Genomic DNA, 21,422 nt, shown 5'->3' on the forward strand with positions numbered 1-21,422 from the left:
TGCTGAGGCAAGCCTGTTCAGAAGTCAGCTTGACGCGTCATGCCCCTGTCATATGTTCACCCGATGCAGATTTCCCGCCCCGACCTTGCCGATCCCACCGTCAGACCGGCCCCCGCCGCAGGCCGCCGCCTGCCCGAGGGGTTGATCCTGGCCATTCCCGCGGGGCTGGCCCTGAACCTGGGCATCGGCGTGATGGTCCTGGGCCAGGGCACGGGTGCCCTGGTCGCGGGCGTCGTCTATCTGGCGGGGGCCGCGCTGGTCTGCGTTGCGATGCGCAGGCATTATCCGCATGCCAGGCTGGGGTCGTGCAACGCGGTGACGCTGATGCGCATGGCGCTGACGACGGCGTTGATCGCGCCCCTGGTCGGCGGGGTCGCGGCGGGCTGGGCAGTGGCGGCGATCGCGACCATATCACTGACGCTGGACGGGGTGGATGGCTGGCTGGCGCGGCGCAGCGGGCTGTGCTCCGATTTCGGCGCCCGCTTCGACATGGAGGTCGACGCCGCGCTGGCCCTGATCCTTGCGCTGCACGCCCTGGCCGGCAGCCCCGTCGGACCCGAGATCCTGGCCCTTGGCGTCATGCGCTATCTGTTCATCGGGGCGGGGCTGGCCTGGCCGTGGATCATGGCGCCGCTGCCGGTCAGCTATGCCCGCAAGGCCGTCTGCGTGCTGCAGCTTGCGACGCTGATCGCGCTTCAGGTGCCGGTCCTGTCGGACGATCTGGCAATCACCCTGGCGCGGATCGCGGCAGCGGCGCTGATCTGGTCCTTTGGCCGCGACGTGCTGTGGTTGCGGGGCCATCGGTGACCCCCCGGCCCTTGTCGGTCCTTGCCGCCATTTTGCTGCTGCACGTCCTGCTGGTGCTGCCAGCGCATCCCGATCAACTGGCCTGGGCCGCGCTGGCACGCCCGGCGCCGGAACTGGCGGTGCTGATCCTGCTGGCGCTGGCCGCGGGCCGGACGGTCGCGGGGCGGCTGCTGCGCGTGGCGGCGACCCTGGCCCTGACGCTGGTCACCGTGCTGAAGGTCGCGGACCTGGCAATGCTGGAAAGCCTGGGCCGCAGGTTCAATCCGGTCGCGGACCTGCCCCTGATCGATGCATCCGTCCGGCTGATCGCCGGCAGCCTGGGCCCCTGGCAGGCGGCGGGTGCGGTTCTGGCCGCACTTCTGGCCACGTTGCTTATCGTTGCGGGCACATGGTGGGCGATGGGCGTGCTGATGCGCCAGGGCCCGCGCGCCGCCTGGATGCGGATCGCCGGTCTGGCAGCCTCTGTCGCGGGGATCGCACTGCTGGCGGTAATGCCGCCCCCGACGGCCGCCTATGCCATCGACCGCGCGCAGCTGTCGGCACGCACCGTGACAGAGCTGCGCCAGTTCAACGAACAGGCGCGCCAGGACACGCTGGCCGGGCTGCAGGATCCTCTGGCGCTGATCGATCGCGACGTTCTGGTGATCTTTCTGGAAAGCTATGGTCGCACCAGCTTTGACACGCCCTTCTTTGCCGACACGCATCTGCCCCGGCTGCGCCAGGGACAGCAGGTGCTGCAAGATCGCGGATTGGCCATGGCATCGGGGTTCCTGACGTCGCCGACGCATGGCGGACAAAGCTGGCTGGCGCATGCGACACTGGCCAACGGGCTGTGGGTCAATGACCAGACGCGCTATCAGGCGGCCATCGCCAGCGGGCGCCGCACGCTGTTCCATCACGCCGCCGATGCCGGGTTCCGCACTGCGGCCGTGATGCCCGCCATCGTCCGTCCCTGGCCCGAGGCGTCGACGATGGGGTTCCAGCGAATCCTGGCCGCGCCCGACCTGGGCTATCGCGGGCAGCCGTTCAACTGGGTCACCATGCCCGATCAGTTCACGCTGGCCGCCACCGACCGCCTGTTGCGCGACGGCAGCGACCCCCGCCGCCTGTTCGCGCAGATCGCCCTGATCTCGTCCCACGCGCCCTGGACCCCGGTCCCCGAAATGCTGCCCTGGGAGGATCTAGGCGACGGCACCGAATTCGACGCGATGGCGCAAGCGGGCGATCCGCCGAACGTCGTCTGGCGCGACCGCGATCGGGTGCGGGCCCAGTATCGTGACACGATCAACTATACGCTGCAGGCGGTGCTAGACTATGCCGCGCGGCAGGCAGAGGACGCGCCCCTGATGATCCTGGTCGGCGATCACCAGGCCGCCACCACCATCGGCCTGGACGACCGCCGAGAGGTTCCGATCCACGTCATCGGCCCGCCCGATCTGGTCGCGCGGACCGACGGTTGGGGCCTGACGCGGGGGTTGATCCCGGAACCGGGCAGCCCGGCGATGCCGATGGAAGCACTTCGCGACCGCTTCATGCGCAACTTTTCCGGGTCCCTGGACGTGCCTCCTGCATGAACGTGACACGCAGTCTTCAAATCCTGGTCGCCTTGGCGGTGATGGCGCTTCTGTGGTTCGGCCTGGACGGCCAGCAGGCGCTGCACCTGCTGGTGCGTGCCGATCCGCTGTGGCTGGCGGCCGCCGCGCTGGCCCTGACGGCACAGACGGTGCTGTCGGCAATGCGCTGGCGGCTGACGGCGCGGCAGCTGGGGCAGACGATCCCCCTGACCCGGGCCATCGGCGAATATTACCTGGCGCAGGTCGTCAACCAGTCGCTGCCCGGCGGTGTCGTGGGCGATGCCGGCCGCGCGGTCCGCGCGCGTCATCAGGCAGGCCTGCGCCGCGCCGGCGCCGCCGTCGCGATCGAGCGCCTGGCGGGCCAGGTCGCGCTGTTCCTGGTGCTGGCTGCGGGCGCGCTGACCGTGACGCTGATGCCGGGCGGGCTGACGCTGCCGTCCTGGGTCATGGGCCTGATCGGCGCGCTGCTGAGCGTCGCGCTGATCGCGATGCTGGCCATCGGCGGTGCGGGACAGCTGCCTGGGCGCGCGGGCACAGCCGCACGCGATCTGCGGGGCGCGTTGCGCGTCACGCTGCTGGCGCCGGGCGCCCTGCCGCGTCAGGTGGCGCTGAACCTAGCGATCACCGGGGCCAACCTTGCGGCCTTTGCCTTCTGCGCCGCGGCCACCGGCACGATGATGTCCCCGGTCGAGACCGCCGTTCTGGTGCCGCTGATCCTGCTGACCATGATCCTGCCGCTGACCGTCAGCGGGTGGGGTCTGCGCGAGGGTGCGGCTGCCGGGCTGTTCCCCCTGATCGGCGCCAGCGCGCAGGCGGGGCTTGCCGCCAGCCTGGCCTTCGGCCTGATGTTTCTGGCCAGCACCCTGCCGGGGCTGCTGGTCCTGCTGGCGCAGCGCCGCGTCAACCGTCCCGCCCCCGCAGCCATACAGGCAGACCCGTGACCGACCCAAAGACCCTGACCTTTGCCTTGCCGGGCGACATCACCACCCTGACCGGCGGCTATATCTATGACCGCCGGATGGTGCAGGGGCTGCGCGACCAGGGCCGGCATGTCGATGTCCTGGCCCTGCCCGACAGCTTTCCAACCCCGTCCGACAGCGACATGCGCCAGGCGCTGGACGCGCTGCAGGCGCTGCCCGCGGATCGGCCGGTGATCATCGACGGGCTGGCCTTTGGCGCGCTGGACCCGCAGGGGGTGGCCGCGATCCGCGCGCCCATCGTGGCGATGATCCATCATCCCCTGGCCCAGGAAAGCGCCCTGCCCGCCGATCTGGCCGACCATCTGTGGCGGACCGAACGCGCGAACCTGGCCCATGCGCACCACGTGATGGTGCCCAGCCCGCATACGCGCGACATGCTGGTCGACCGATATGACGTGCCCGCCGACCGGATCACCGTCGCCCGCCCCGGCACCGACCGCCCGGAACAACCCGCCACGACGCAGGACCCGCCGCTGATACTGTCGGTGGGCATCCTGCACCCTCGCAAGGGTCATGATGTCCTGATCGCCGCGCTGGCGGCGTTGGCCGATCTGGACTGGCAGGCGGTGATCGTGGGCAACCCCTGGGACGCGGCCCATGTGGCCGACCTGCAGGCGCAGATCGCCGCCAGCGGACTGGGCGGACGGCTGGAACTGGCCGGGCGGGTCGAGGCGGATCGCCTGGCGGACCTGTACCGAAAGGCCTCGATCTTTGCGCTGGCCACCCGGTACGAGGGTTACGGCATCGTCTTCGACGAGGCGCTGTCCCATGGCCTGCCTATCGTCAGCACGCGCGCGGGCGCGGTGCCGGGAACGGTTCCGGCCAATGCGGGCCTGCTGGTCGCACCCGACGATGCGCCCGCGCTGGCGCAGGCGCTGCGCCGCATGCTGACCGACCCGGCCGAGCGTGCCGCACGGGCGGCCGCCGCCGCACGGGCGGGGGCGGCGCTGCCGGGTTGGTCGGACACCGCGCGCGTGGCGGGCGGCGTTCTAGACGCGCTGGACTGACTTGCGGGGCGCGGCCCGCGCGTGCATCACTGCCCCGCAACCACGGAGGCCGCGATGAAATCCCTGTTCCACCTTGCCATCCATGTCACCGACCTGGACGCGGCCCGTCGCTTCTATGGCGACATCCTGGGCTGTGCCGAGGGTCGGTCCACCGACACCTGGGTCGATTTCGACTTTTTCGGCCATCAGCTGTCGCTGCATCTGGGCACGCCCTTTCCCACCACCCGCACCGGTCGGGTGGGCGATCACATGGTGATGATGCCGCATCTGGGGGTCGTGCTGCCGCTGGCGGATTGGCTGGCCTTGGCCGACCGCCTGGCCGCGGCGGGCGTGTCCTTCGACATCCCGCCCCAGATCCGCTTCGAGGGCCAGCCGGGAGAGCAGCGGACGATGTTCTTCTTCGACCCCTCGGGCAACCCGATAGAGGTCAAGGGCTTTGCCGATTTCGACGGTCTGTTCGCATCCTGACAATCAGTCCGGGTGGCGCGGCAGGTGCAGTTCCGCCGCAAGGCCCGGCAGCATGTTGATCAGCTCCAGGCGACCGCCCGCGGCCTCGGCGATGTCGGTGACGATGGCCAGACCGATCCCCTGACCGTCGCCGCCCTGGTCCAGCCGCACGCCGCGCTGCGCCAACCGCGCCAGCTCGGCATCGAGCACGCCCGGCCCGTCGTCGCGGATGATGACGGCCGTCCGATCGTCATCCGCACGCATCCCGACCCACACCCGCGACCGCGCATGGCGGGCCGCGTTTTCCAGCAGCGCGCCCAGGGCCTCGGTCAGGTCGTCAGGGTCGATGCGCAGCGCGACCGCCTGCGGCAGGTCGACCTGCCAGTCCAGCCCGGCACCCGCGGGCGTGCGCCGCAGCACCTGCACCAGCCGGGCGACGATCGGGGCGGGATGCGCGCGGGCCTGTGCGGCGTCGGTGCGGATGCGGGCGCGCGCCAGTTCCCGGTCGACATGGCGGCGCATCACGGTGACGACATGTTCGATGCTGTCGGCCTGTTCGGTTCGTCCCTGATTGCGCAACGCCTCGGCATCGCCCAGCAGCGCCTGCAGCGGCGTCTTGAACCCGTGCGCCAGATCGCCGGCGCGGTGGCGCGCACGATCCAGCTCTCGGTCGCGGTCGTCCAGCAGATGGTCCAGCTGGCGGGCCAGGGGCGCGACCTCGGAGGGCAGATCGTCGCCCAGGCGCCGCCTGCGCCCCTGCGCCAGCCCGCGCAGATGCGCGCCGACCTGGGCCAGCGGGCGCAGGCCAAGCGTGACCTGGACGAAGGACGCCGCCAGCAGCAGCGCCGCCAATCCCGCCAGCCAGGGGACAAGGTCGCGCAGAAAGGCCGCGCGGGCCTGCGCGGAATCCTCCATGTCCTCGGCCACGATCAGTCGGATGGGGGACGCGGTCGCGCCCTGCCCGATCAGCACCTGCTGATCCAGCGCCAGCAGGCGCTGGTCGCCCGGCCCGTCCAGCTGCAGCACCCGCCCCTCGCCCGGCGGCGGCGCATCCGCGGGCACGGGCAGCGTCACGTCCCACAGCGACCGCGACCGCAGGGGCTGGTCCCCCAGCCACACCTGCCAGTAATGCCCCGAGAATGGCAGCTGCCACGACGGGTTGCGCGGCTGGTCGCGCATCTGCGGTGGCGTGCCGGGTTCGATCACCGACAGCAGAACAAGCGCCCGATCGCGAAGGTCCGACACGGCGACGCGCTGGACATGGCGGTCGAACAACACCGCCAGCATCGTCACCGACAGCGCCATGACCAGCAGGATGGTCGCCCCGCCCAGCAGCATCAGCCGCAGGCGCAGCGACAAAGGCCTCATGCACCGCCCTCCAGCAGATAGCCGAAGCCGCGCCGCGTCGCGACGATGCCCGGACCCAGCTTGCGGCGCATGCGGGTCACGACCGCCTCCAGCGCGTTGGCCTCGCGCGCGTCATCGTCGCCGTAAAGGTGCTCCAGCAGTTCCGTGGGCGACACGACGCGGTCGCGGTGAACGGCCAGATGCGCGATCAGGCGGAACTCCAGCGGGGTCAGCGGGACCGGCACGCCATCGACCAGCGCCGTCATGCGGTTCAGATCGACGGTCAGGCGGCCCGCCTCGATCCGCGGTTCGGCACGGCCGCCTGCCCGGCGCACCAGGGCGCGGGCCCGCGCCACCAGCTCCTCCATGCGGAACGGCTTGGGCAGATAATCGTCGGCACCGGCCTCGATCCCCTCGACCCGCTCGGTCCAGGCGCCCCGTGCGGTCAGGATCAGCACCGGCGAATCGCACCCCTCGGCCCGCCAGCGTTTCAGCACGGTCAGACCGTCCAGGTCGGGCAGCCCCAAGTCCAGCACGATCAGGTCGTACCCCTCGGTCCCGCCCCGGAACCAGGCGTCCTGGCCCGATGCGGTGCCGTCCACGCGGAACCCGGCCGCCGTCAGCGCCCGGCCCAGATCGGCGGCGATCCGGCTGTCATCCTCGACCACAAGGGCGCGCATTAGTCGTCGTCTTCCTCGTATCCCAGAATCGCCCCCGTGCGGGCGTCCAGCTCTATCTCGATCAGGCGGCCCTCGGGGGTCAGCACCTCGATCTCATAGAGCCACAGGCCGTCCTCGTCTTCCAGCTCGACCTCGACGATGCGGCCGGGATGGCGCGCCTCGATCCGCGCCAGGATCTGCTCCAGCGGCAGCATGTCGCCGCGGTCGACCGCCTGGCGGGCGGTCTCGTAATCGGGGGCGATCGGCTGCGCCGCAAGGGTCAGCGGCAGCAGGATCAGCATCAGGCTGGACAGGGATCGTTTCATTTCCGCGTCCTAGCACGGCCAAGCTGACAGCCCGCTGACAGCCCCCGTCAGCCGGCTGTCAGTGGGCCCGTGATATCGCGATTCGCACAGGGCCGCCGCATGGGAGGCCGACAACATGAAAGGATCGCTTGAATGGGACGCTATAACGGAACCTCGGGTGCGGACCGGATCAACGGCAGCGCGTTGGCCGACCTGATCTATGGGCGCGACGGCAACGACGTGCTGAATGGCAACCGCGGCTTCGACCGCATCTGGGGCGAGAACGGCAACGACGTGCTGAACGGCGGCGCGGGCAATGACAGCCTGGCGGGCGGTGCGGGCAACGACCTGCTGCGCGGCGATGACGGGAACGACGATCTGTGGGGCGGCTTCGGCTTCGACACCCTGTTCGGCGGCCGGGGCGACGACGAGTTGGAGGGCAATCAGGGCAACGACCTGCTCTATGGCGGTCAGGGGCGGGACGACCTGGAGGGCGACGGCGGCAATGACCGGCTGTTCGGCAACGAGGGCAATGACGAGATCGAGGGCGATGACGGCGCCGACATCCTGCACGGAAACCAGGGCAACGACACGCTGGACGGCGGTCGGGGCAACGACATGCTGGCCGGGGGGATCGGCGCCGACCGGTTCGAATTCGACCTGGGCGACGGGCGCGACCGTATCGTCGACTTCCAGAACGGCCTGGACCGGATCGAGATCGACGACCTGGACCGCGGCCAGGTCCAGCGCGCCATCAACGGCGCGGTGCAGCAGGGCGGCGACACGATCCTGACGGTGAACGCGTCCACCGTGATCGTGCTGGAGGATTTCAACCGCGCCAACCTGGACCTGAACGACTTCACGTTCTGATCCGGACGGGGGCGCGTGACGCGCCCCCGCTCAGCCCCAGACGGCTTGAAACTCGCGCCATTCACGCGCGCCCATGCCGGCATTTTCCTGCGTGACGACCTCTCCGGCCAGGCGCCGCCGCAGCGCATCGGCGGCTTGCGCGGACAGGTTCACGGCATTCATCCGGTAATCCTGGAATGCACCAAAGGCGGCGGGCACCCAGTCGCGGGTGATGTCGCACATGATGTCGGCATAGGCCCGGATCTCGTACTGGGCATGGCTGTCGGCGCGCAGGCGCAGGAAATGCAGCAGGTTGTGCAGGTCCACCTTCCAGTACCACTGAGTATAGATGTTTGCGGGCAGGTTCATGCGCGCCAGTTCCCGCGCCAGACCCTGCTGCCCCTCCTGGCTCAGCATCGCCTCATAGCTGTCATAGCTGCGCATCGCGTCCTCGCGCAGCAGGTCCAGCACGCGCTGCGCCTCGGCGCCCTGCAGCACCTCGCCCCGGCCCTGGTGGTTCTGCGACGACTGCGCGGCCAGATGCTCGGGCGCGGGGATGTAGAATTCCCGGTCCAGGATCGAATAGCGGCCGGAATACTCGTTCACGTTGGCGGTGCGGTGACGGATCCACTGGCGGGCCACGAAAACCGGCAGCTTGACGTGGAACTTGACCTCGCACATCTCGAAGGGCGTCGAATGCCAGTGCCGCATCAGATAGCGGATCAGCCCCTCGTCGTTCTGCACCGACTTGGTCCCCTTGCCATAGCTGACGCGCGCCGCCTGACAGATCGCCGCATCGTCGCCCATGTAGTCGATGACCCGCACCAGCCCGTGATCCAGAACCTGATGCGCCACGTACAGGTGGTTCTCCATCCCCTCGGACACGGCGCGCAGCGTCTGGCGAGGCGTGGCGCGCTGGCTGTCGATCTCGGCCTGCTGTTCGGGCGTGAGGGGCATTGCGGCGGTCCTTTCAGGCGGTGCGGTGACCCTCGTCCTAAGTCAAGAACGCGACTGCGGCAACCGCCCCCGCGGGGGTTGCGTTGCGCCGGCGCCAAGACCATGTCTCCTTCAACCCAAACGTCAAAGGATACTCTATGAACATCCGCTATCTGCACACGATGGTCCGCGTGAAGGACCTGGACAAGACGATGGACTTCTTCCGCCTGCTGGGCCTGGAGGAAACGCGCCGTATCGACAACGACAAGGGCCGCTTCAGCCTGGTGTTCATGGCGCCTCCGGGCCAGCCGGAATGCCCGGTGGAACTGACCTACAACTGGGACGGCGATGACGGCCTGCCCTCGGACAGCCGCCATTTCGGCCATCTGGCCTACCGCGTCGGCAACATCTACGAGATGTGCCAGAAGCTGCAGGACGCCGGCGTCACGATCAACCGCCCCCCGCGCGACGGCCACATGGCGTTCGTGCGCAGCCCGGACAACGTGTCGATCGAACTGCTGCAGGAAGGCGATCACCTGCCCCCGCAGGCGCCGTGGTCCAGCATGGAGAACACCGGCACCTGGTAAGGCGCCAGGAAAAGGCACACCCGGCCCCGCAGGGCCGGGTTCAATTCAATAGATATAGCGGATCTGCTCGGTCCAGAACCGCTCGATGCGGCGGCATTGCAGGTTCACCTGATCCAGCGGCGGATCCTCCAGCACACCCGACATGGCCAGCCCTTCGGCGTGGCGGATGAACAGGCGCTGCACCAGGTCGCGCACCGCCTGGCCCTCGGCCGTCAAGCGCACCCGGACCGAGCGTCGGTCCATGTCGCAGCGTTCGTGATGGACATAGCCCATCGCGACCAGCTTCTTCAGGTTGTAGCTGACGTTCGATCCCTGATACATGCCGCGCGACCGCAGCTCTCCGGCAGAGACCTCGGCCTCGCCCAGATTGTACAGGATCATGGCCTGGACCGGGGTCAGGTCGCCCCGGTGCAGGCGTTCGAATTCGTCCTTGACCAGATCCAGCATCAGCCGGTGCATCCGCTCCAGCAGCTGCAGGGATTCCAGATAGGCGTCGGTCATGTCCGACAGGGGCACGTCCAGGGCCGTGGGATCGACTGTCGGATGCTGTTCGCGGGGTGCAGGTGCAAGCATGGCTTCGGGATGTCCTGTCCTGTTCGTCATGACCTCTCAATGACAGAGAAAAGACAATCTTCGGTTAATTGCCGCCTCTTCCTGCGCCAGGAATGCCGAAATTTTTAGCGATCGGCCGCAAAGCGGGTCGCGGCATGTCGCGCGATCCGATCCAGCATCGGGGTCAGCATCTGCGGTGCCTCGCGGGTGGGACCGTCGCCGATCCGCGCGGTGACCCACAGGTACAGATCCTGATCGTTCTCGGCCAGCATGCGTTCGTACAGGTCCAGATCGGGGCCGGACAGCCCGGACAGGCAATCATCGGCGAAGCGGCCCAGAATCAGGTCCATCTCCTTCATGCCGCGCCGCCAGCTGCGCATGTGCAGACGTTTCAGGCGGTTCTCGGGGGTTTCCAGCGTATCAGCCATGCGACAGTGCTTCCTCCAGACGGTCCACGCGGGCGGCGGCCTCGGCCAGAAGGCGGCGCAGATCGGCCAGCTCGGCACGCAGGGCCGCCCCCGCGCTTGCGTCTTGCGGTCCCGCGCCCTGCCCCGTCAACAGCCAAACCGGCGAGACGCCGGTGACCGTGGCGATCCGTCCCATCAGGCTGGCCGTCGGTTCGGCCTGATCGACCTCCCACCCCTCCAGCGTCTCGGGGCGCAGGCCAAGCGCATCGGCCATGGCGGCAATGTCCAGGCCCGCACCTTCGCGCGCGGCGGTCAGGCGGTCGCCAAGGGTCGCCACCGGGTCGGCATAGCTGTCGATCATGTCTCTCGTCCTTGTGAGGGCGTGCGGCGCAGCGTATGCCATGCGGGCCGACAGTTCAAACCGACAGCAGCAAGGTGTCTCATGGCGTTCATCTCGGACCGGCTGGCCCGCATCAAACCCTCGCCCACCATCGCGATGACCACCCGCGCGGCGGACCTGCGCGCACAGGGACGCGACATCATCAGCCTGTCCGCCGGAGAGCCCGATTTCGACACCCCGGAAAACGTCCGTGACGCGGCAAAGGCCGCGATCGACGCGGGCCATACCCGTTATACCGCCGTGGACGGCACGCCGTCCCTGAAACGCGCCATCGTCGACAAGTTCGCGCGCGAGAACGGGCTGGACTATGCGCCTGCCCAGATCACCGTCGGCACCGGCGGCAAGCAGATCCTCTACAATGCGCTGATGGCCACGCTGGACGACGGCGACGAGGTGATCGTGCCGGCACCCTATTGGGTCAGCTATCCCGACATGGTTCTGCTGGCGGGCGGCACGCCGGTCGTCGTGGAATGCGACCAGGCATCCGGGTTCCGCCTGACCCCCGACGCGCTGGAGGCCGCGATCACCCCGCGGGCCAAGTGGCTGATCCTCAACTCGCCCTCGAACCCGTCGGGCGCGGGCTATGACCGGGCGCAGATGGCGGCGCTGTGCGATGTGCTGCTGCGTCACCCGCAGGTCTGGGTGCTGGCCGACGACATCTATGAGCATCTGGTCTTCGACGGCTTCGAGTTCTGCACCCCCGCACAGGTCGAACCCCGGCTGAAGGACCGCGTCCTGACCATGAACGGGGTCAGCAAGTCCTATGCCATGACCGGCTGGCGGATCGGCTATGGGGCGGGCCCCGAGGCGCTGATCAAGGCGATGGCCAAGCTGCAGTCGCAATCGACCTCGAACCCCTGCTCGATCAGCCAGTACGCCGCAGAGGCCGCGCTGACCGGGCCGCAGGATTACATCACCGACAGCCGCGCGGTATTCCAGCGGCGGCGTGACCTGGTCGTGGCAGGGCTGAACGCCTGTCCGGGGCTGGACTGCCCGGTGCCGCAGGGGGCGTTCTACGTCTATCCGTCGATCGCCGGGCTGATCGGCCTGACCAGCGCCGGCGGCACCCCCATCGACAGCGACGAAGCCTTTGCGAACGCGCTTCTGGACGAAACCGGGGTTGCGGTCGTCTTCGGTGCGGCATTCGGCCTGTCGCCGCATTTCCGCATCTCCTACGCCACCAGCGACGCCGTGCTGCAGGACGCGATGGCACGCATCCGCCGCTTTTGCGAAGGCTGCAACTGACCGGTCCCGGCTTGCGTTGAACTCGTGAAAGCGAACGCAAGAAGGAGCTGACCATGCTGCCCCACAATGCCTTGGTCGTCGTCGCCGACGGCCACTCTGCCACCCTGTTCCGCAATACGGCCAAGTCCGGGCTGGAGCTGTCGGAAACGACCAAGGTGACGCAGGAGAGCCTGTCGGGCGACGGCGCGCAGATCGACGAAGGGTCACCCCGGGATGACGAGGAGGCAACCTTTGCGGCCCAGTTGTCGCGTCACCTGAACGCGATGGTGCTGAAGAACAAGTTCGAGGATATCGCCATCATCGCGGACCCGTCGACCTTGGGTGTCATGCGCAAGCACTATCACAAGGAACTGCAGCTTCGGCTGCGCAAGGAAGTCGCCAAGACGCTGACAAATTCCGACATCCAGACCATCCAGAACAGTCTGTCCTGAAGACCCCGGACAGACCAAGGGCGCCCCTCATCACGGGGCGCCCTTTCGCATCAAAAGATGCCCAGAACGTACAAGATCACGATCACAACGACCGGAACCCCCAGAAACCATGCCACAAGACCCTTCATCACCATCTCCTCACATTGTGTTGATATGGAACGGCAAGGGACGCAGCGCGGTTCCCGTCACAGGGCGGTCCAGCCCCCGTCGACGCTGATCGTGGTCCCGGTGATCTGGGCCGCGGCGTCGCTGCACAGGAAGACCGCTGTGTCGCCCAGCTGATCGGTCGTCGCGAACTCCTTGGACGGCTGGCGTTCCAACAGGACCTTTTCGATCACCTCATCCCGGCCCATGCCGTATTTCTCCATCGTGTCCGGGATCTGGCTTTCCACCAGCGGCGTCAGCACATAGCCCGGACATATGGCGTTGGCGGTGATCGCCTCGCGCGCGGTTTCCAGACCCGTCACCTTGGTCAGACCGACGATGCCATGCTTGGCCGCCACATAGGCCGACTTGTAGGGACTGGCCGTCAGTCCGTGGGCCGAGGCGATGTTGATCACCCTGCCCCATCCCGCTGCACGCATCAGCGGCAGGGCCGCCGCGGTGGTGTGGAAGGCGGACGACAGGTTGATCGCGATGATCGCGTCCCATTTCGCCGCCGGGAAATCGGGGATTGCCGCGACGTGCTGGATGCCGGCATTGTTTACCAGGATATCGCAGGCGCCGGCCTTTTCGATCAGCGCGCGGCAGTCGTCGCCCTTGGACATGTCGGCCCGGATGTAGCGGACCTTGACCCCGTGTTCGCCGGACATGCCTTCGGCCAGCGCGTGATCCTCGTCGGTGTCGCTGAAGCTGTTCAGGACCACGTCCGCGCCGGCGCGCGCCAGCCTGTGGGCCACTCCCAGCCCGATGCCAGAGTTGGATCCGGTGACGACGGCGGTTTTGCCCTTGAGGAATTTCTCGAACATCGGCTGCTCCTTGACGGCCCCGAAAGGCGGTTTTCAGGTGCAGCATGGGCAAAAAAAAACGCCCGCACAAGGCGGGCGCAAGTTATGAGGCAGGTTTCATACAGGCAAGAAACCTATCGAGCAGTGCCCTATTTATACGCGAGGAACCGCGCGAGTCCAACAGCGATCTTGCCACCTTGGTTGACGCCCCCCGGTCAAGCCTGTTGATAATGCGGCCAAACAAGAAACGACCGGGCGGCAGGCAATGCGAATCTTCGAAAACCTTAACAAATCCGCGATCAGGGGGGCTGCCTTGGGTCTGCTGACCCTGACGGGCGGTGTTGCATCTATGCCGCTGGCAACCCTTGCCGAACCTGTCCATGGCATTGCAATCTATGGAGAACCTGCCCTGCAACAGGGCTTTGCACATTTGCCCTATGCCAACCCGGACGCGCCCAAGGGCGGTACGATTCGGCTGGCGGAACCGGGCGGGTTCGACAGTCTGAAACCTTGGGTGCTGAAGGGCAATGCCGCATGGGGCGTGGGCGTTCACGTGACAGAGTCCCTGATGATGCGGTCGATCGACGAACCGTTCACCCTTTACGGCCTGCTGGCCGAGACGATCGAGGTCGCGCCCGACCGGCAATGGGTCGAGTTCACCCTGCGCGAGGAGGCGCGGTTTTCCGACGGCAGCCCGGTCACCGTCGACGACGTGATCTGGTCCTATGAGACGCTTGGGACGCAGGGCCATCCCCGCTATCTGGCGGCTTGGTCGCGCGTCGACAGGATCGAGGCCACGGGCCCACGCAGCGTGCGCCTGACCTTCACCGAACCTGACCGAGAGCTGCCACTGCTGATGGGGTTGCGTCCGATCCTGAAGAAGGCCCAGTGGGAGGGGCAGGATTTCGCCGCCTCCTCGCTCGAGGTGCCGATCGGCAGCGGCGCCTATGTCGTCGATCAGATCGAGCCGGGGCGGTCGATCAGCTTTCGCCGCAACCCCGACTATTGGGGCCGCGATCTGCCCCTGATGGCGGGAGTGAACAATTTCGACGTCATCCGCTATGACTATTTCGCCGATGCCAATGCAATGTTCGAGGCGTTCAAGGCCGGTGCCGTCACCGTCTGGCGCGAACTGTCGGCGCAGAAATGGGCCCGCGAATACGGCTTTCCACTGATGACGGACGGACGCGCGGTCCAGGCAGAGATCCCGAACGAACGCCCCTCGGGCATCGTCGGCCTGGTGATGAACACGCGCAACCCGGCCTTCGCCGATTGGCGCGTGCGGCAGGCGCTGATCGAGATGTTCAACTTCCGTTTCATCAACCAGACCCTGAACGGCGGTGCCGATCCCCGGATCACGTCCTATTTCTCGAACTCGGTCCTGGCGATGCAGGACGGGCCCGCGACGGGGCGCGTGGCGGAACTGCTGGCGCCCTTCGCGGCCGACCTGCCGCCCGGCACGCTGGACGGCTATACCCTGCCCGAAGGATCGGACCGCGCGATGGACCGCGCCGGCGTCCGCCGCGCGATGGCGCTGATGGCCGAGGCCGGCTGGACGGTTCAGGACGGCCAGCTGAAGAACGCGCAGGGCCAGCCCTTCGCCTTCGAGATACTGCTGAACCAGAACGGCACCGCGATGCGCAGCGGGTCCGAGGTTCAGCAGATCGTGAACATCTATGTCGAGGCGCTGCGCCCCCTGGGGATCACCCCGCGCATCACCCTGCTGGATTCCGCGCAGTACATCGAACGCACGAACAACTATCAGTTCGACATGACATGGTACGAACGCGGCCTGTCGCTGTCGCCGGGCAGCGAACAGCGCCTGTACTGGGGTCGCGACGGCGTGTCCACGCCCGGCAGCCGCAACTGGATGGGCATCGACAGCCCCGCGGCCGAGGCGATGATCGACGCCATGACGGCCGCCGACACGGCCGAGGATTTCACCGCCGCGGTCCGGGCGCTGGACCGCGTGCTGACGGCGGGGCGCTATGTGATCCCGGTCAGCTTTTCGCCGATCTCGCGGCTGGCCCATGCCGCGGATCTGAAATACCCAGAGGAAATACCCATGTACGGGGACTGGCCGGGCTTTTTGCCCGAAGTCTGGTGGCAGGAGACGAACTGATGCGAATGTTTTGGGTTACTGTAGCGGCTTGCACGATGCTGGCCGGTTGCAACACCGTCGCCGGTGTCGGCGAGGACATTACAGGGACGGCGCGCTGGTTCCAGGGCAGCCTTCCGACAGGAGGTTATTGATGAAGTGGCACCATGTTCAGGAAAACTGGGCGGCCTTCTATGAGGCGATCATCGACAAGTGGCCCGAGGCCGAGGACACCGAGCTGGACGAGATCGACGGCGACCAGCGCGCCTTCATCGCCTATCTGGTCGAGGTGACCGGCCAGGAGCCCGCCGAGATCCGCGAGGAGCTGCGCGAATGGCTGGTCGGAGAGATCCCGTCGGACGTCGTGATGGACCCCGTCCATGACAACCATTCGATCGCGCTGTCGTCCAAGTTCGTCAACGAGGGCGAGGACGAGTTCTCGGACGATTCACGCTTTGGCGACGACGACAGCGACAAGGACGACTGAGAGGACGTCCGCCCCCTATCCCGCGGCGGGGCGGCCGATGCCGCCCAGCTTGCCCATGTGCCGCGCCAGCAGCACATAGATCACCCCGTACAGCGCCGCGACGATCAGGCCGACCCACTGGATCTCGAACGGGGTGAAGACATAGGCGCCGACCAGACCCAGCTGCAGCAGGAAATGCAGCGGGTAATAGCGCCGGTCCCCCAACGTCTCGCGCGACCAGTTCAGGTTCGTCGAATACAGCCGGATCAGGCTGTCCAGAGAGTTCACGACGAAGACCACACCGACAGCGATCATGAACCAGTTCAACCAGCCGGGGATCACGATCCCGCCCTGGTGATAGACGAACAGCACGCTGAACCACAGCCCCAGGGGGATCGCCGGCAGGGCCACCATCGCCAATGCCAGCTGCCAGACCCTCAGCCCACCGACGAAGCGCGCGACGAACTGGCCGATCATAATCGACCACGCGAACCACCAGAACAGATAGAATTCATGGTAATCCGAAATGGGCGTGGCAAAGCGCGGCAGATGCGCGAAGTACCCGCCCAGCAGGCCGACGCTGTCGAAGAAATCGCCCAGACCCACGCGGCTGTAGACGAAGGCGATCATCGCCAGTGCGGTGAAGGCCAGCATGCCGAACCCATAGCTGGAGATGATGGCCAGCCACTTCATCACCGCCATGTTGCCGCTGGACAGGACGGCGGTGGCGATCACCACCACAACCAGCGCCCAAACCGCGCCCTGCGGCAGGTCCGGGGCATAGGTCGGCAGGTTCGACATGAACAGATAGCAGGTGAACGAGCAGGTGGCGATGACCGTCAGGTTGTAGACCCACTTGACCGCCGGGATCTGGAACAGCTGCAGGCGCGGCTCCAGCGCGATGAAATAGAAGGTGGCCACGAAATACATCAGCCAGACCAGCGGCCCCCACATGCCGAATTCCACGGCCAGCGCGTTGGTGAACCCGAAGGCGGGGTCCTCCTCATAGATCGGGAATTCCGCCAGGGGCAGCATGACCAGGCCCATGTCCAGTCCGGCGGTGAACAGCAGGGCGATCAGGGTGAACAGGCCGACGGGCTCTTCGCCCTGCAGCCGCAGGCGGGGCCAGCGGATCAGGACGAACAGCGCGCAGGCCAGAACGCTGAGATAGGCGACGGTGATGATTGGCGTCATGGGCGCAATCCTCCTTAGACAGATGAACGATCAGCGCCACAGTGCAGCCGGGCATGTGGCCCGCTGCACGCGCATGATCGCAGCCAAGTGGCCGCATGTTTCTTTGATACTCTAAGGATGCTTTATATTGAGTGACGGGTCAATCAACAAATGAAATGCGTGTCTATCCGGCAGCCGAACGCCTATTGTGCGCAAATGGCTGCAACCGTGGCTTGAGATTTCACAAAGCATCTGCGACATGCTGCGCCTCATACCCATCCCGTCCATGGCCAAGGGGACGATCTGATGTCCAGCAGCCTGAAAATCGCCGTCGGCAGCATCTTTGTCGGCTTGATCGTGCTTGGGCTGAAGACCCTGGCCTGGTACCTGACCGGGTCGGTGGCGCTGCTGTCTGACGCGCTGGAAAGCATCGTGAACGTGGCGACCGCGGTCGCGGCGCTGGTCGCGATCTCGGTGGCGCAACGACCGGCCGATCAGTCGCATCCCTATGGCCATCACAAGGCCGAATTCCTCAGCGCCGTGCTGGAAGGGGTGCTGATCATCGTGGCAGCCCTGCTGATCCTGCGCGAGGCGTGGCACGCCTTCCAGAACCCGCGCGAAATCCAAGCCGTCGGCATGGGCATGGCCATCAACGCCAGCGCGGGCGTGCTGAACGCGATCTGGTGCAGCATCCTGATCCGTCAGGGGCGGCGGCTGCGCTCTCCGGCGCTGGTCGCGGACGGCAAGCACCTGCTGACGGACGTGGTGTCGTCGGGGGGCGTCCTGCTGGGCGTGGGGCTGGCGGTGGCGACCGGCTGGTCGATCCTGGACCCGGCGCTGGCGATGCTGGTGGGGGTGAACATCCTGTGGTCGGGATGGAAGGTCATGGCGTCGTCCGTCTCCGGCCTGCTGGACGAGGCCGTGCCCGAAAAGACGCTGGTGACCATCCGCGACATCATCTCGGACAAGGCCAGCGGCGCGCTGGAGGCGCATGACCTGCGCACCCGTCATGCGGGCGCCGTCACCTTCATCGACTTTCACCTGGTCGTGGACGGCCAGACCACCGTGTCCGACGCCCATGACATCTGCGACCGGGTCGAGGCCAGCCTGAAGGCCAAACTGCCCGACGCCCAGATCACCATCCATGTCGAACCGGAACACAAGGCCAAGCATTCCGGCGTTCTGGTGATCTGACCCGCCGCCGGGCGCCGCCTGCCGTCAGGCGGCCAGGCGCACCCAGACCGGGACATGGTCGCTTGGCTTTTCACCGGCCCGCGCATCGCGGTCGACGCCCGTCTCGATCATCAGGTCGGCCGCCTGGGGCGACAGCAGCAGATGGTCGATGCGGATGCCGTTGTCACGCTCCCACGCGCTGCCCTGATAGTCCCAGAAGGTGAACGGCCCGCGCGTGGCCCAGGGGTCGCGGATGCGCACCGCATCGGTCCAGCCTTGGTTCACGATGGCACGGAACGCCGCCCGGCTTTGCGGCAGGAACAGCGCATCCTCGGTCCAGCGGTCGGGATGGGCGGCGTCGCGCGGCTCGGGAATGATGTTGTAGTCGCCCAGCATCACCACCGGCATCTCGGATGCCAGCAATTCCGCCGCGCGCAGGCGCAGGCGTTCCATCCATGCCAACTTGTAGTCGTATTTCGGCCCCGGCGCGGGGTTGCCGTTGGGCAGGTACAGCCCGGCGATGCGCACCGCGTGGGTGCCGACCACGGTCGCCTCGATATAGCGGGCCTGTTCATCGGCATCGTCGCCGGGCAGGCCGCGGGTCACGTCCTCCAACGGCAGCCGCGACAGGATCGCCACGCCGTTGAAGCCCTTCTGGCCGTGGGTTTCCACCTGCCATCCCAGGTCCTGGAAATGCTCGCGCGGGAACCCCTCGTCCACGGATTTGATTTCCTGCAGCACGACCAGATCGGCATCGGTCGAGGCCAGCCAGTCGGTCAGGGCCTGCACGCGGGCCTTGACGCCATTGATGTTGAAGCTTGCGATTTTCATGGGCGGCATCTTTAGCGCCGCCTGCGCGTTTGGCAACACGAACCGGAAAGGGGCCGCGATGATCCGACTGCTGATCCTACTGATGGTCCTGCCCGTGGCGGCCGCCGCGCGCCCGGTCACCGGGCTGTTGGAAAAGGCAAGCCCCCTGCCCGCGACGATCCCCCTGCAGGTCCGCGCCCCCGCCGACATGGATCACGCGATCATCCTGACGGATGACCAAGGCACGCCCGTCATCAGCGGCTATCTGCGCGGCGGCGCGGTTCTGCGGCTGCTGGTGCCCCCGGGAGATCACCGCCTGACGGTGGCCAGCGGGCCCGCGCAGGACTGGCAGGGTCTGCCCGACATGTTCGGCGCGCCTGCCATCGCGTTGCCGCAACCCTTGCCCTTCTTCATCGATGGCACGCGGCGCGAGGGGCAGGCGATCACGCTGTCGAAGAAGGGTGACGGCCTGCGGATCACCGACCGGCAGAACCGTGTCATTTGTCAGAACGCCGGATGGGACAGCACGCGCATCGTCAAGACGCTGCCCTCGGGGACCCAGTTCCGTTATGTGGAGCAGCGGCTGGACCCGCGCAGCATCCCCTGCGACTAGATTGAGAAGCTGGTCCCGCAGCCGCAGCTTGCCGTGGCGTTCGGGTTCTCGATCACGAAGCGCGCGCCGATCAGCTCGTCGGTGAAATCGATAACCGCCCCCGCCAGATAGGGCAGCGACACCGGATCGACGACAACCTTCTGTCCCGATTTCTCCAGGATCAGATCGTCGGTCTCGGACGCGTCCAGGCGGATGTCGTACTGGAACCCGGAACATCCCCCGCCCAGCACCGCAATGCGCAGCGGTACCGGGTCCTTGCCCGCATTGATCTGGGACAGGCGGTCAAAGGCGCGGTCGGTCACTTTGGGCGGCAGGTTCATGGGGCGTTCCCGTTTTCGTCTGGTCGCATCAAATATAGGGTCCGCCGGGTGAACCCGCAAGGAAGGCTGACCCCGTGACCGCACTCGCGCCCTATGCCTGCCATCCGCAAGACAGCCGCGGGCGATTGCAGGACGAAAGCCTGTCCACCTTCCGGTCGCCTTGGCAACGCGACCGCGATCGCATCATCCATTCCAGCGCCTTCCGCCGGCTGAAACACAAGACCCAGGTCTTTGTCGAACATGATGGCGAAGGCTATCGCGGCGATTATTTCCGCACCCGCCTGACCCATACGATCGAGGTCGCGCAGGTCGCGCGCACCATCGCCGGGGCGCTGCACCTGAACACCGACCTGGCCGAGACCGTGGCCCTGGCCCATGATCTGGGCCACCCGCCCTTTGGTCATACCGGAGAGGACGCGCTGTCCGCGCTGATGGCGCCCTATGGCGGGTTCGACCACAATGCGCAGGCGCTGCGCATCGTCACCAAGCTGGAACGCCACTATGCCGATTTCGACGGGCTGAACCTGACCTGGGAGAGCCTGGAAGGCATCGCCAAGCACAACGGCCCAGTAACCGGGCCGCTGCCCTATGCCCTGGCCGAGGTGAACGCGCTGTGGGATCTGGAACTGCACACCAATGCCAGCGCCGAGGCGCAGGTGGCGGCGGTGGCCGACGACGTGGCCTACAATCACCACGACCTGCATGACGGGTTGCGCGCGGGCCTGTTCACCGAGGACGATCTGGCGGAACTCCCCGTGATCGGCCCCGCCTTTGCCGAGGTCGACCGCCTGTATCCCGGCCTGGACCCCACGCGGCGCCGCTACGAGGCGCTGCGCCGCGTCTTCGGCGTCATGGTCGAGGATGTGATCGCCGTTGCCCAGAACCGGCTTGCCGGGCTGCAGCCGCGATCGGCGGACGACATCCGCGCGATGGACGGGGCGATCATCCGCTTTTCCAAGCCGCTGTACCAGAACATCAAAGCGATCAAGTCCTTCCTGTTCCAGCGCATGTATCGCGCGCCCTCGGTCGTCGTCGAACGTACCCACGTCACGCAGATGCTGAACGACCTGTTTCCGCTGTATCTGGATCATCCCGACCGCCTGCCCGACCAGTGGCGCGATGCGGCCATGCGCCTGAACGATCCGACCGAACGCGCGCGTCTTGTGCTGGATTACGTCGCAGGGATGACCGACCGCTATGCGATTGCGGAACATCAACGTCTGATTCAGCCACAGTCCTGAACCTTGGATGGTGTTGCCGCGTTGGGCGGGCAACACTGACCAAGGAAA

The 21,422-nt window shown here is 67.0% G+C and carries 25 protein-coding genes; 14 read left to right on the forward strand and 11 right to left on the reverse strand.

The annotated features are described in order from the left end of the window. Positions 1–63: 63 nt before the first annotated feature. The 5 genes from LZ686_RS02000 to LZ686_RS02020 are packed head-to-tail and all read left to right on the forward strand — an operon-like array spanning position 64 to position 4,836. The gene (locus tag LZ686_RS02000) at positions 64–807 is read left to right on the forward strand and encodes a CDP-alcohol phosphatidyltransferase family protein (protein ID WP_349546838.1); all 744 of its coding nucleotides are present in this window, start codon (positions 64–66) and stop codon (positions 805–807) included. Continuing rightward, positions 804–2,381: an alkaline phosphatase family protein gene (locus LZ686_RS02005; protein WP_349546839.1), complete on the forward strand. Its 1,578-nt coding sequence runs from the start codon at positions 804–806 to the stop codon at positions 2,379–2,381. The genes LZ686_RS02000 and LZ686_RS02005 overlap by 4 nt, the downstream gene beginning before the upstream one ends. Beyond that, on the forward strand, positions 2,378–3,322 hold the full coding sequence (locus LZ686_RS02010; protein ID WP_045998988.1) for a lysylphosphatidylglycerol synthase transmembrane domain-containing protein: 945 nt from the start codon (positions 2,378–2,380) through the stop codon (positions 3,320–3,322). The genes LZ686_RS02005 and LZ686_RS02010 overlap by 4 nt, the downstream gene beginning before the upstream one ends. Next, a complete protein-coding gene (locus LZ686_RS02015) occupies positions 3,319–4,368 on the forward strand; it encodes a glycosyltransferase family 4 protein (RefSeq protein ID WP_349546840.1) in 1,050 nt (349 codons plus the stop codon). The genes LZ686_RS02010 and LZ686_RS02015 overlap by 4 nt, the downstream gene beginning before the upstream one ends. 54 nt (positions 4,369–4,422) lie before the next feature. Then, complete coding sequence (locus LZ686_RS02020) at positions 4,423–4,836, forward strand: VOC family protein (protein ID WP_139598691.1); 414 nt, start codon at positions 4,423–4,425, stop codon at positions 4,834–4,836. A gap of 3 nt (positions 4,837–4,839) precedes the next feature. Here the strand turns inward: LZ686_RS02020 and LZ686_RS02025 are convergent, their stop codons facing one another. The 3 genes from LZ686_RS02025 to LZ686_RS02035 are packed head-to-tail and all read right to left on the reverse strand — an operon-like array spanning position 4,840 to position 7,147. Next, a complete protein-coding gene (locus tag LZ686_RS02025; RefSeq protein ID WP_349546841.1) occupies positions 4,840–6,183 on the reverse strand; it encodes a sensor histidine kinase in 1,344 nt (447 codons plus the stop codon). Beyond that, complete coding sequence (locus LZ686_RS02030) at positions 6,180–6,842, reverse strand: response regulator (RefSeq protein ID WP_045981723.1); 663 nt, start codon at positions 6,840–6,842, stop codon at positions 6,180–6,182. The genes LZ686_RS02025 and LZ686_RS02030 overlap by 4 nt, the downstream gene beginning before the upstream one ends. Beyond that, a complete protein-coding gene (locus LZ686_RS02035; protein WP_052715076.1) occupies positions 6,842–7,147 on the reverse strand; it encodes a PepSY domain-containing protein in 306 nt (101 codons plus the stop codon). Before LZ686_RS02035 ends, LZ686_RS02030 begins: the two co-directional genes overlap by 1 nt. Positions 7,148–7,279: 132 nt before the next feature. Between LZ686_RS02035 and LZ686_RS02040 the strand changes: the two genes are divergently transcribed. Next, positions 7,280–7,996 (forward strand): calcium-binding protein, encoded by a 717-nt coding sequence (locus LZ686_RS02040; protein ID WP_349546842.1) that lies wholly within the window; start codon positions 7,280–7,282, stop codon positions 7,994–7,996. A gap of 30 nt (positions 7,997–8,026) precedes the next feature. On the opposite strand, the gene thyX is transcribed toward LZ686_RS02040, so the two are convergent. After that, positions 8,027–8,932: an FAD-dependent thymidylate synthase gene (thyX, locus tag LZ686_RS02045; protein WP_045999591.1), complete on the reverse strand. Its 906-nt coding sequence runs from the start codon at positions 8,930–8,932 to the stop codon at positions 8,027–8,029. Between the two features lie 137 nt (positions 8,933–9,069). Here thyX and LZ686_RS02050 point away from each other — a divergent pair, with 137 nt between their 5' ends. Then, positions 9,070–9,498, forward strand: a complete 429-nt coding sequence (locus LZ686_RS02050) for a VOC family protein (protein WP_295167121.1) — start codon at positions 9,070–9,072, stop codon at positions 9,496–9,498. Positions 9,499–9,543: 45 nt separating this feature from the next. Here the strand turns inward: LZ686_RS02050 and LZ686_RS02055 are convergent, their stop codons facing one another. The 3 genes from LZ686_RS02055 to LZ686_RS02065 all read right to left on the reverse strand — a co-directional run bounded on the left by LZ686_RS02055 (position 9,544) and on the right by LZ686_RS02065 (position 10,818). Continuing rightward, on the reverse strand, positions 9,544–9,999 hold the full coding sequence (locus LZ686_RS02055) for a MarR family winged helix-turn-helix transcriptional regulator (protein ID WP_127899388.1): 456 nt from the start codon (positions 9,997–9,999) through the stop codon (positions 9,544–9,546). 176 nt (positions 10,000–10,175) lie between these two features. Next, on the reverse strand, positions 10,176–10,478 hold the full coding sequence (locus tag LZ686_RS02060) for a succinate dehydrogenase assembly factor 2 (RefSeq protein ID WP_045998985.1): 303 nt from the start codon (positions 10,476–10,478) through the stop codon (positions 10,176–10,178). Continuing rightward, a complete protein-coding gene (locus LZ686_RS02065) occupies positions 10,471–10,818 on the reverse strand; it encodes a helix-turn-helix domain-containing protein (protein ID WP_045981718.1) in 348 nt (115 codons plus the stop codon). Before LZ686_RS02065 ends, LZ686_RS02060 begins: the two co-directional genes overlap by 8 nt. Before the next feature lie 81 nt (positions 10,819–10,899). Between LZ686_RS02065 and LZ686_RS02070 the strand changes: the two genes are divergently transcribed. Together LZ686_RS02070 and LZ686_RS02075 are read left to right on the forward strand one after the other, a co-directional pair. Continuing rightward, positions 10,900–12,102 (forward strand): pyridoxal phosphate-dependent aminotransferase, encoded by a 1,203-nt coding sequence (locus tag LZ686_RS02070; protein WP_349546843.1) that lies wholly within the window; start codon positions 10,900–10,902, stop codon positions 12,100–12,102. A gap of 53 nt (positions 12,103–12,155) precedes the next feature. Further along, positions 12,156–12,533, forward strand: coding sequence for a host attachment family protein (locus LZ686_RS02075; RefSeq protein ID WP_139598694.1), 378 nt, complete (start codon positions 12,156–12,158; stop codon positions 12,531–12,533). A 185-nt stretch (positions 12,534–12,718) separates the two neighbouring features. On the opposite strand, the gene LZ686_RS02080 is transcribed toward LZ686_RS02075, so the two are convergent. Beyond that, entirely contained in the window at positions 12,719–13,501 is a 783-nt protein-coding gene (locus tag LZ686_RS02080; RefSeq protein ID WP_148912355.1) for a 3-hydroxybutyrate dehydrogenase, read from the reverse strand. A gap of 244 nt (positions 13,502–13,745) precedes the next feature. Between LZ686_RS02080 and LZ686_RS02085 the strand changes: the two genes are divergently transcribed. After that, complete coding sequence (locus LZ686_RS02085) at positions 13,746–15,602, forward strand: extracellular solute-binding protein (RefSeq protein WP_349546844.1); 1,857 nt, start codon at positions 13,746–13,748, stop codon at positions 15,600–15,602. 130 nt (positions 15,603–15,732) lie between these two features. Beyond that, the gene (locus tag LZ686_RS02090; RefSeq protein WP_045981713.1) at positions 15,733–16,065 is read left to right on the forward strand and encodes a hypothetical protein; all 333 of its coding nucleotides are present in this window, start codon (positions 15,733–15,735) and stop codon (positions 16,063–16,065) included. 15 nt (positions 16,066–16,080) lie between these two features. Here LZ686_RS02090 and LZ686_RS02095 read toward each other — a convergent pair whose 3' ends face one another. Further along, positions 16,081–17,238 carry a choline transporter gene (locus LZ686_RS02095; RefSeq protein WP_045998981.1) on the reverse strand — a complete coding sequence of 386 codons (1,158 nt, stop codon included), beginning with the start codon at positions 17,236–17,238 and terminating at the stop codon, positions 16,081–16,083. A gap of 285 nt (positions 17,239–17,523) precedes the next feature. Here LZ686_RS02095 and LZ686_RS02100 point away from each other — a divergent pair, with 285 nt between their 5' ends. Continuing rightward, on the forward strand, positions 17,524–18,411 hold the full coding sequence (locus LZ686_RS02100; protein ID WP_045981711.1) for a cation diffusion facilitator family transporter: 888 nt from the start codon (positions 17,524–17,526) through the stop codon (positions 18,409–18,411). A 24-nt stretch (positions 18,412–18,435) separates the two neighbouring features. Here the strand turns inward: LZ686_RS02100 and xth are convergent, their stop codons facing one another. Next, positions 18,436–19,221 (reverse strand): exodeoxyribonuclease III, encoded by a 786-nt coding sequence (gene xth, locus LZ686_RS02105; protein WP_349546845.1) that lies wholly within the window; start codon positions 19,219–19,221, stop codon positions 18,436–18,438. Positions 19,222–19,279: 58 nt separating this feature from the next. On the opposite strand from xth, the gene LZ686_RS02110 reads away from it, so the two are divergent. Next, complete coding sequence (locus LZ686_RS02110; RefSeq protein ID WP_349546846.1) at positions 19,280–19,813, forward strand: hypothetical protein; 534 nt, start codon at positions 19,280–19,282, stop codon at positions 19,811–19,813. On the opposite strand, the gene LZ686_RS02115 is transcribed toward LZ686_RS02110, so the two are convergent. Further along, the gene (locus tag LZ686_RS02115; RefSeq protein WP_252927258.1) at positions 19,810–20,133 is read right to left on the reverse strand and encodes a HesB/IscA family protein; all 324 of its coding nucleotides are present in this window, start codon (positions 20,131–20,133) and stop codon (positions 19,810–19,812) included. The two genes, LZ686_RS02110 and LZ686_RS02115, sit on opposite strands and share 4 nt — an antisense overlap. Positions 20,134–20,207: 74 nt before the next feature. Here LZ686_RS02115 and LZ686_RS02120 point away from each other — a divergent pair, with 74 nt between their 5' ends. After that, positions 20,208–21,374 (forward strand): deoxyguanosinetriphosphate triphosphohydrolase, encoded by a 1,167-nt coding sequence (locus LZ686_RS02120; RefSeq protein WP_148912358.1) that lies wholly within the window; start codon positions 20,208–20,210, stop codon positions 21,372–21,374. The last annotated feature ends 48 nt before the right edge of the window (positions 21,375–21,422 follow it).

Origin of the sequence: Paracoccus sp. NFXS7 (assembly GCF_040148865.1) — a bacterium.
Taxonomy (GTDB): domain Bacteria; phylum Pseudomonadota; class Alphaproteobacteria; order Rhodobacterales; family Rhodobacteraceae; genus Paracoccus; species Paracoccus marcusii.

Excerpts from the sequence above, each read along its gene's own strand:
- LZ686_RS02055 (WP_127899388.1), bottom strand. The coding sequence starts at position 9,999 with ATGACCGACGCCTATCTGGAATCCCTGCAGCTGCTGGAGCGGATGCAC.
- LZ686_RS02040 (WP_349546842.1), top strand. The coding sequence starts at position 7,280 with ATGGGACGCTATAACGGAACCTCGGGTGCGGACCGGATCAACGGCAGC.
- LZ686_RS02025 (WP_349546841.1), bottom strand. The coding sequence starts at position 6,183 with ATGAGGCCTTTGTCGCTGCGCCTGCGGCTGATGCTGCTGGGCGGGGCG.
- LZ686_RS02020 (WP_139598691.1), top strand. The coding sequence starts at position 4,423 with ATGAAATCCCTGTTCCACCTTGCCATCCATGTCACCGACCTGGACGCG.
- LZ686_RS02050 (WP_295167121.1), top strand. The coding sequence starts at position 9,070 with ATGAACATCCGCTATCTGCACACGATGGTCCGCGTGAAGGACCTGGAC.
- LZ686_RS02075 (WP_139598694.1), top strand. The coding sequence starts at position 12,156 with ATGCTGCCCCACAATGCCTTGGTCGTCGTCGCCGACGGCCACTCTGCC.
- LZ686_RS02090 (WP_045981713.1), top strand. The coding sequence starts at position 15,733 with ATGAAGTGGCACCATGTTCAGGAAAACTGGGCGGCCTTCTATGAGGCG.
- LZ686_RS02030 (WP_045981723.1), bottom strand. The coding sequence starts at position 6,842 with ATGCGCGCCCTTGTGGTCGAGGATGACAGCCGGATCGCCGCCGATCTG.
- LZ686_RS02065 (WP_045981718.1), bottom strand. The coding sequence starts at position 10,818 with ATGATCGACAGCTATGCCGACCCGGTGGCGACCCTTGGCGACCGCCTG.
- LZ686_RS02060 (WP_045998985.1), bottom strand. The coding sequence starts at position 10,478 with ATGGCTGATACGCTGGAAACCCCCGAGAACCGCCTGAAACGTCTGCAC.
- LZ686_RS02035 (WP_052715076.1), bottom strand. The coding sequence starts at position 7,147 with ATGAAACGATCCCTGTCCAGCCTGATGCTGATCCTGCTGCCGCTGACC.
- thyX (WP_045999591.1), bottom strand. The coding sequence starts at position 8,932 with ATGCCCCTCACGCCCGAACAGCAGGCCGAGATCGACAGCCAGCGCGCC.
- LZ686_RS02100 (WP_045981711.1), top strand. The coding sequence starts at position 17,524 with ATGTCCAGCAGCCTGAAAATCGCCGTCGGCAGCATCTTTGTCGGCTTG.
- LZ686_RS02010 (WP_045998988.1), top strand. The coding sequence starts at position 2,378 with ATGAACGTGACACGCAGTCTTCAAATCCTGGTCGCCTTGGCGGTGATG.
- LZ686_RS02110 (WP_349546846.1), top strand. The coding sequence starts at position 19,280 with ATGATCCGACTGCTGATCCTACTGATGGTCCTGCCCGTGGCGGCCGCC.
- LZ686_RS02070 (WP_349546843.1), top strand. The coding sequence starts at position 10,900 with ATGGCGTTCATCTCGGACCGGCTGGCCCGCATCAAACCCTCGCCCACC.
- LZ686_RS02095 (WP_045998981.1), bottom strand. The coding sequence starts at position 17,238 with ATGACGCCAATCATCACCGTCGCCTATCTCAGCGTTCTGGCCTGCGCG.
- xth (WP_349546845.1), bottom strand. The coding sequence starts at position 19,221 with ATGAAAATCGCAAGCTTCAACATCAATGGCGTCAAGGCCCGCGTGCAG.
- LZ686_RS02085 (WP_349546844.1), top strand. The coding sequence starts at position 13,746 with ATGCGAATCTTCGAAAACCTTAACAAATCCGCGATCAGGGGGGCTGCC.
- LZ686_RS02000 (WP_349546838.1), top strand. The coding sequence starts at position 64 with ATGCAGATTTCCCGCCCCGACCTTGCCGATCCCACCGTCAGACCGGCC.
- LZ686_RS02115 (WP_252927258.1), bottom strand. The coding sequence starts at position 20,133 with ATGAACCTGCCGCCCAAAGTGACCGACCGCGCCTTTGACCGCCTGTCC.
- LZ686_RS02080 (WP_148912355.1), bottom strand. The coding sequence starts at position 13,501 with ATGTTCGAGAAATTCCTCAAGGGCAAAACCGCCGTCGTCACCGGATCC.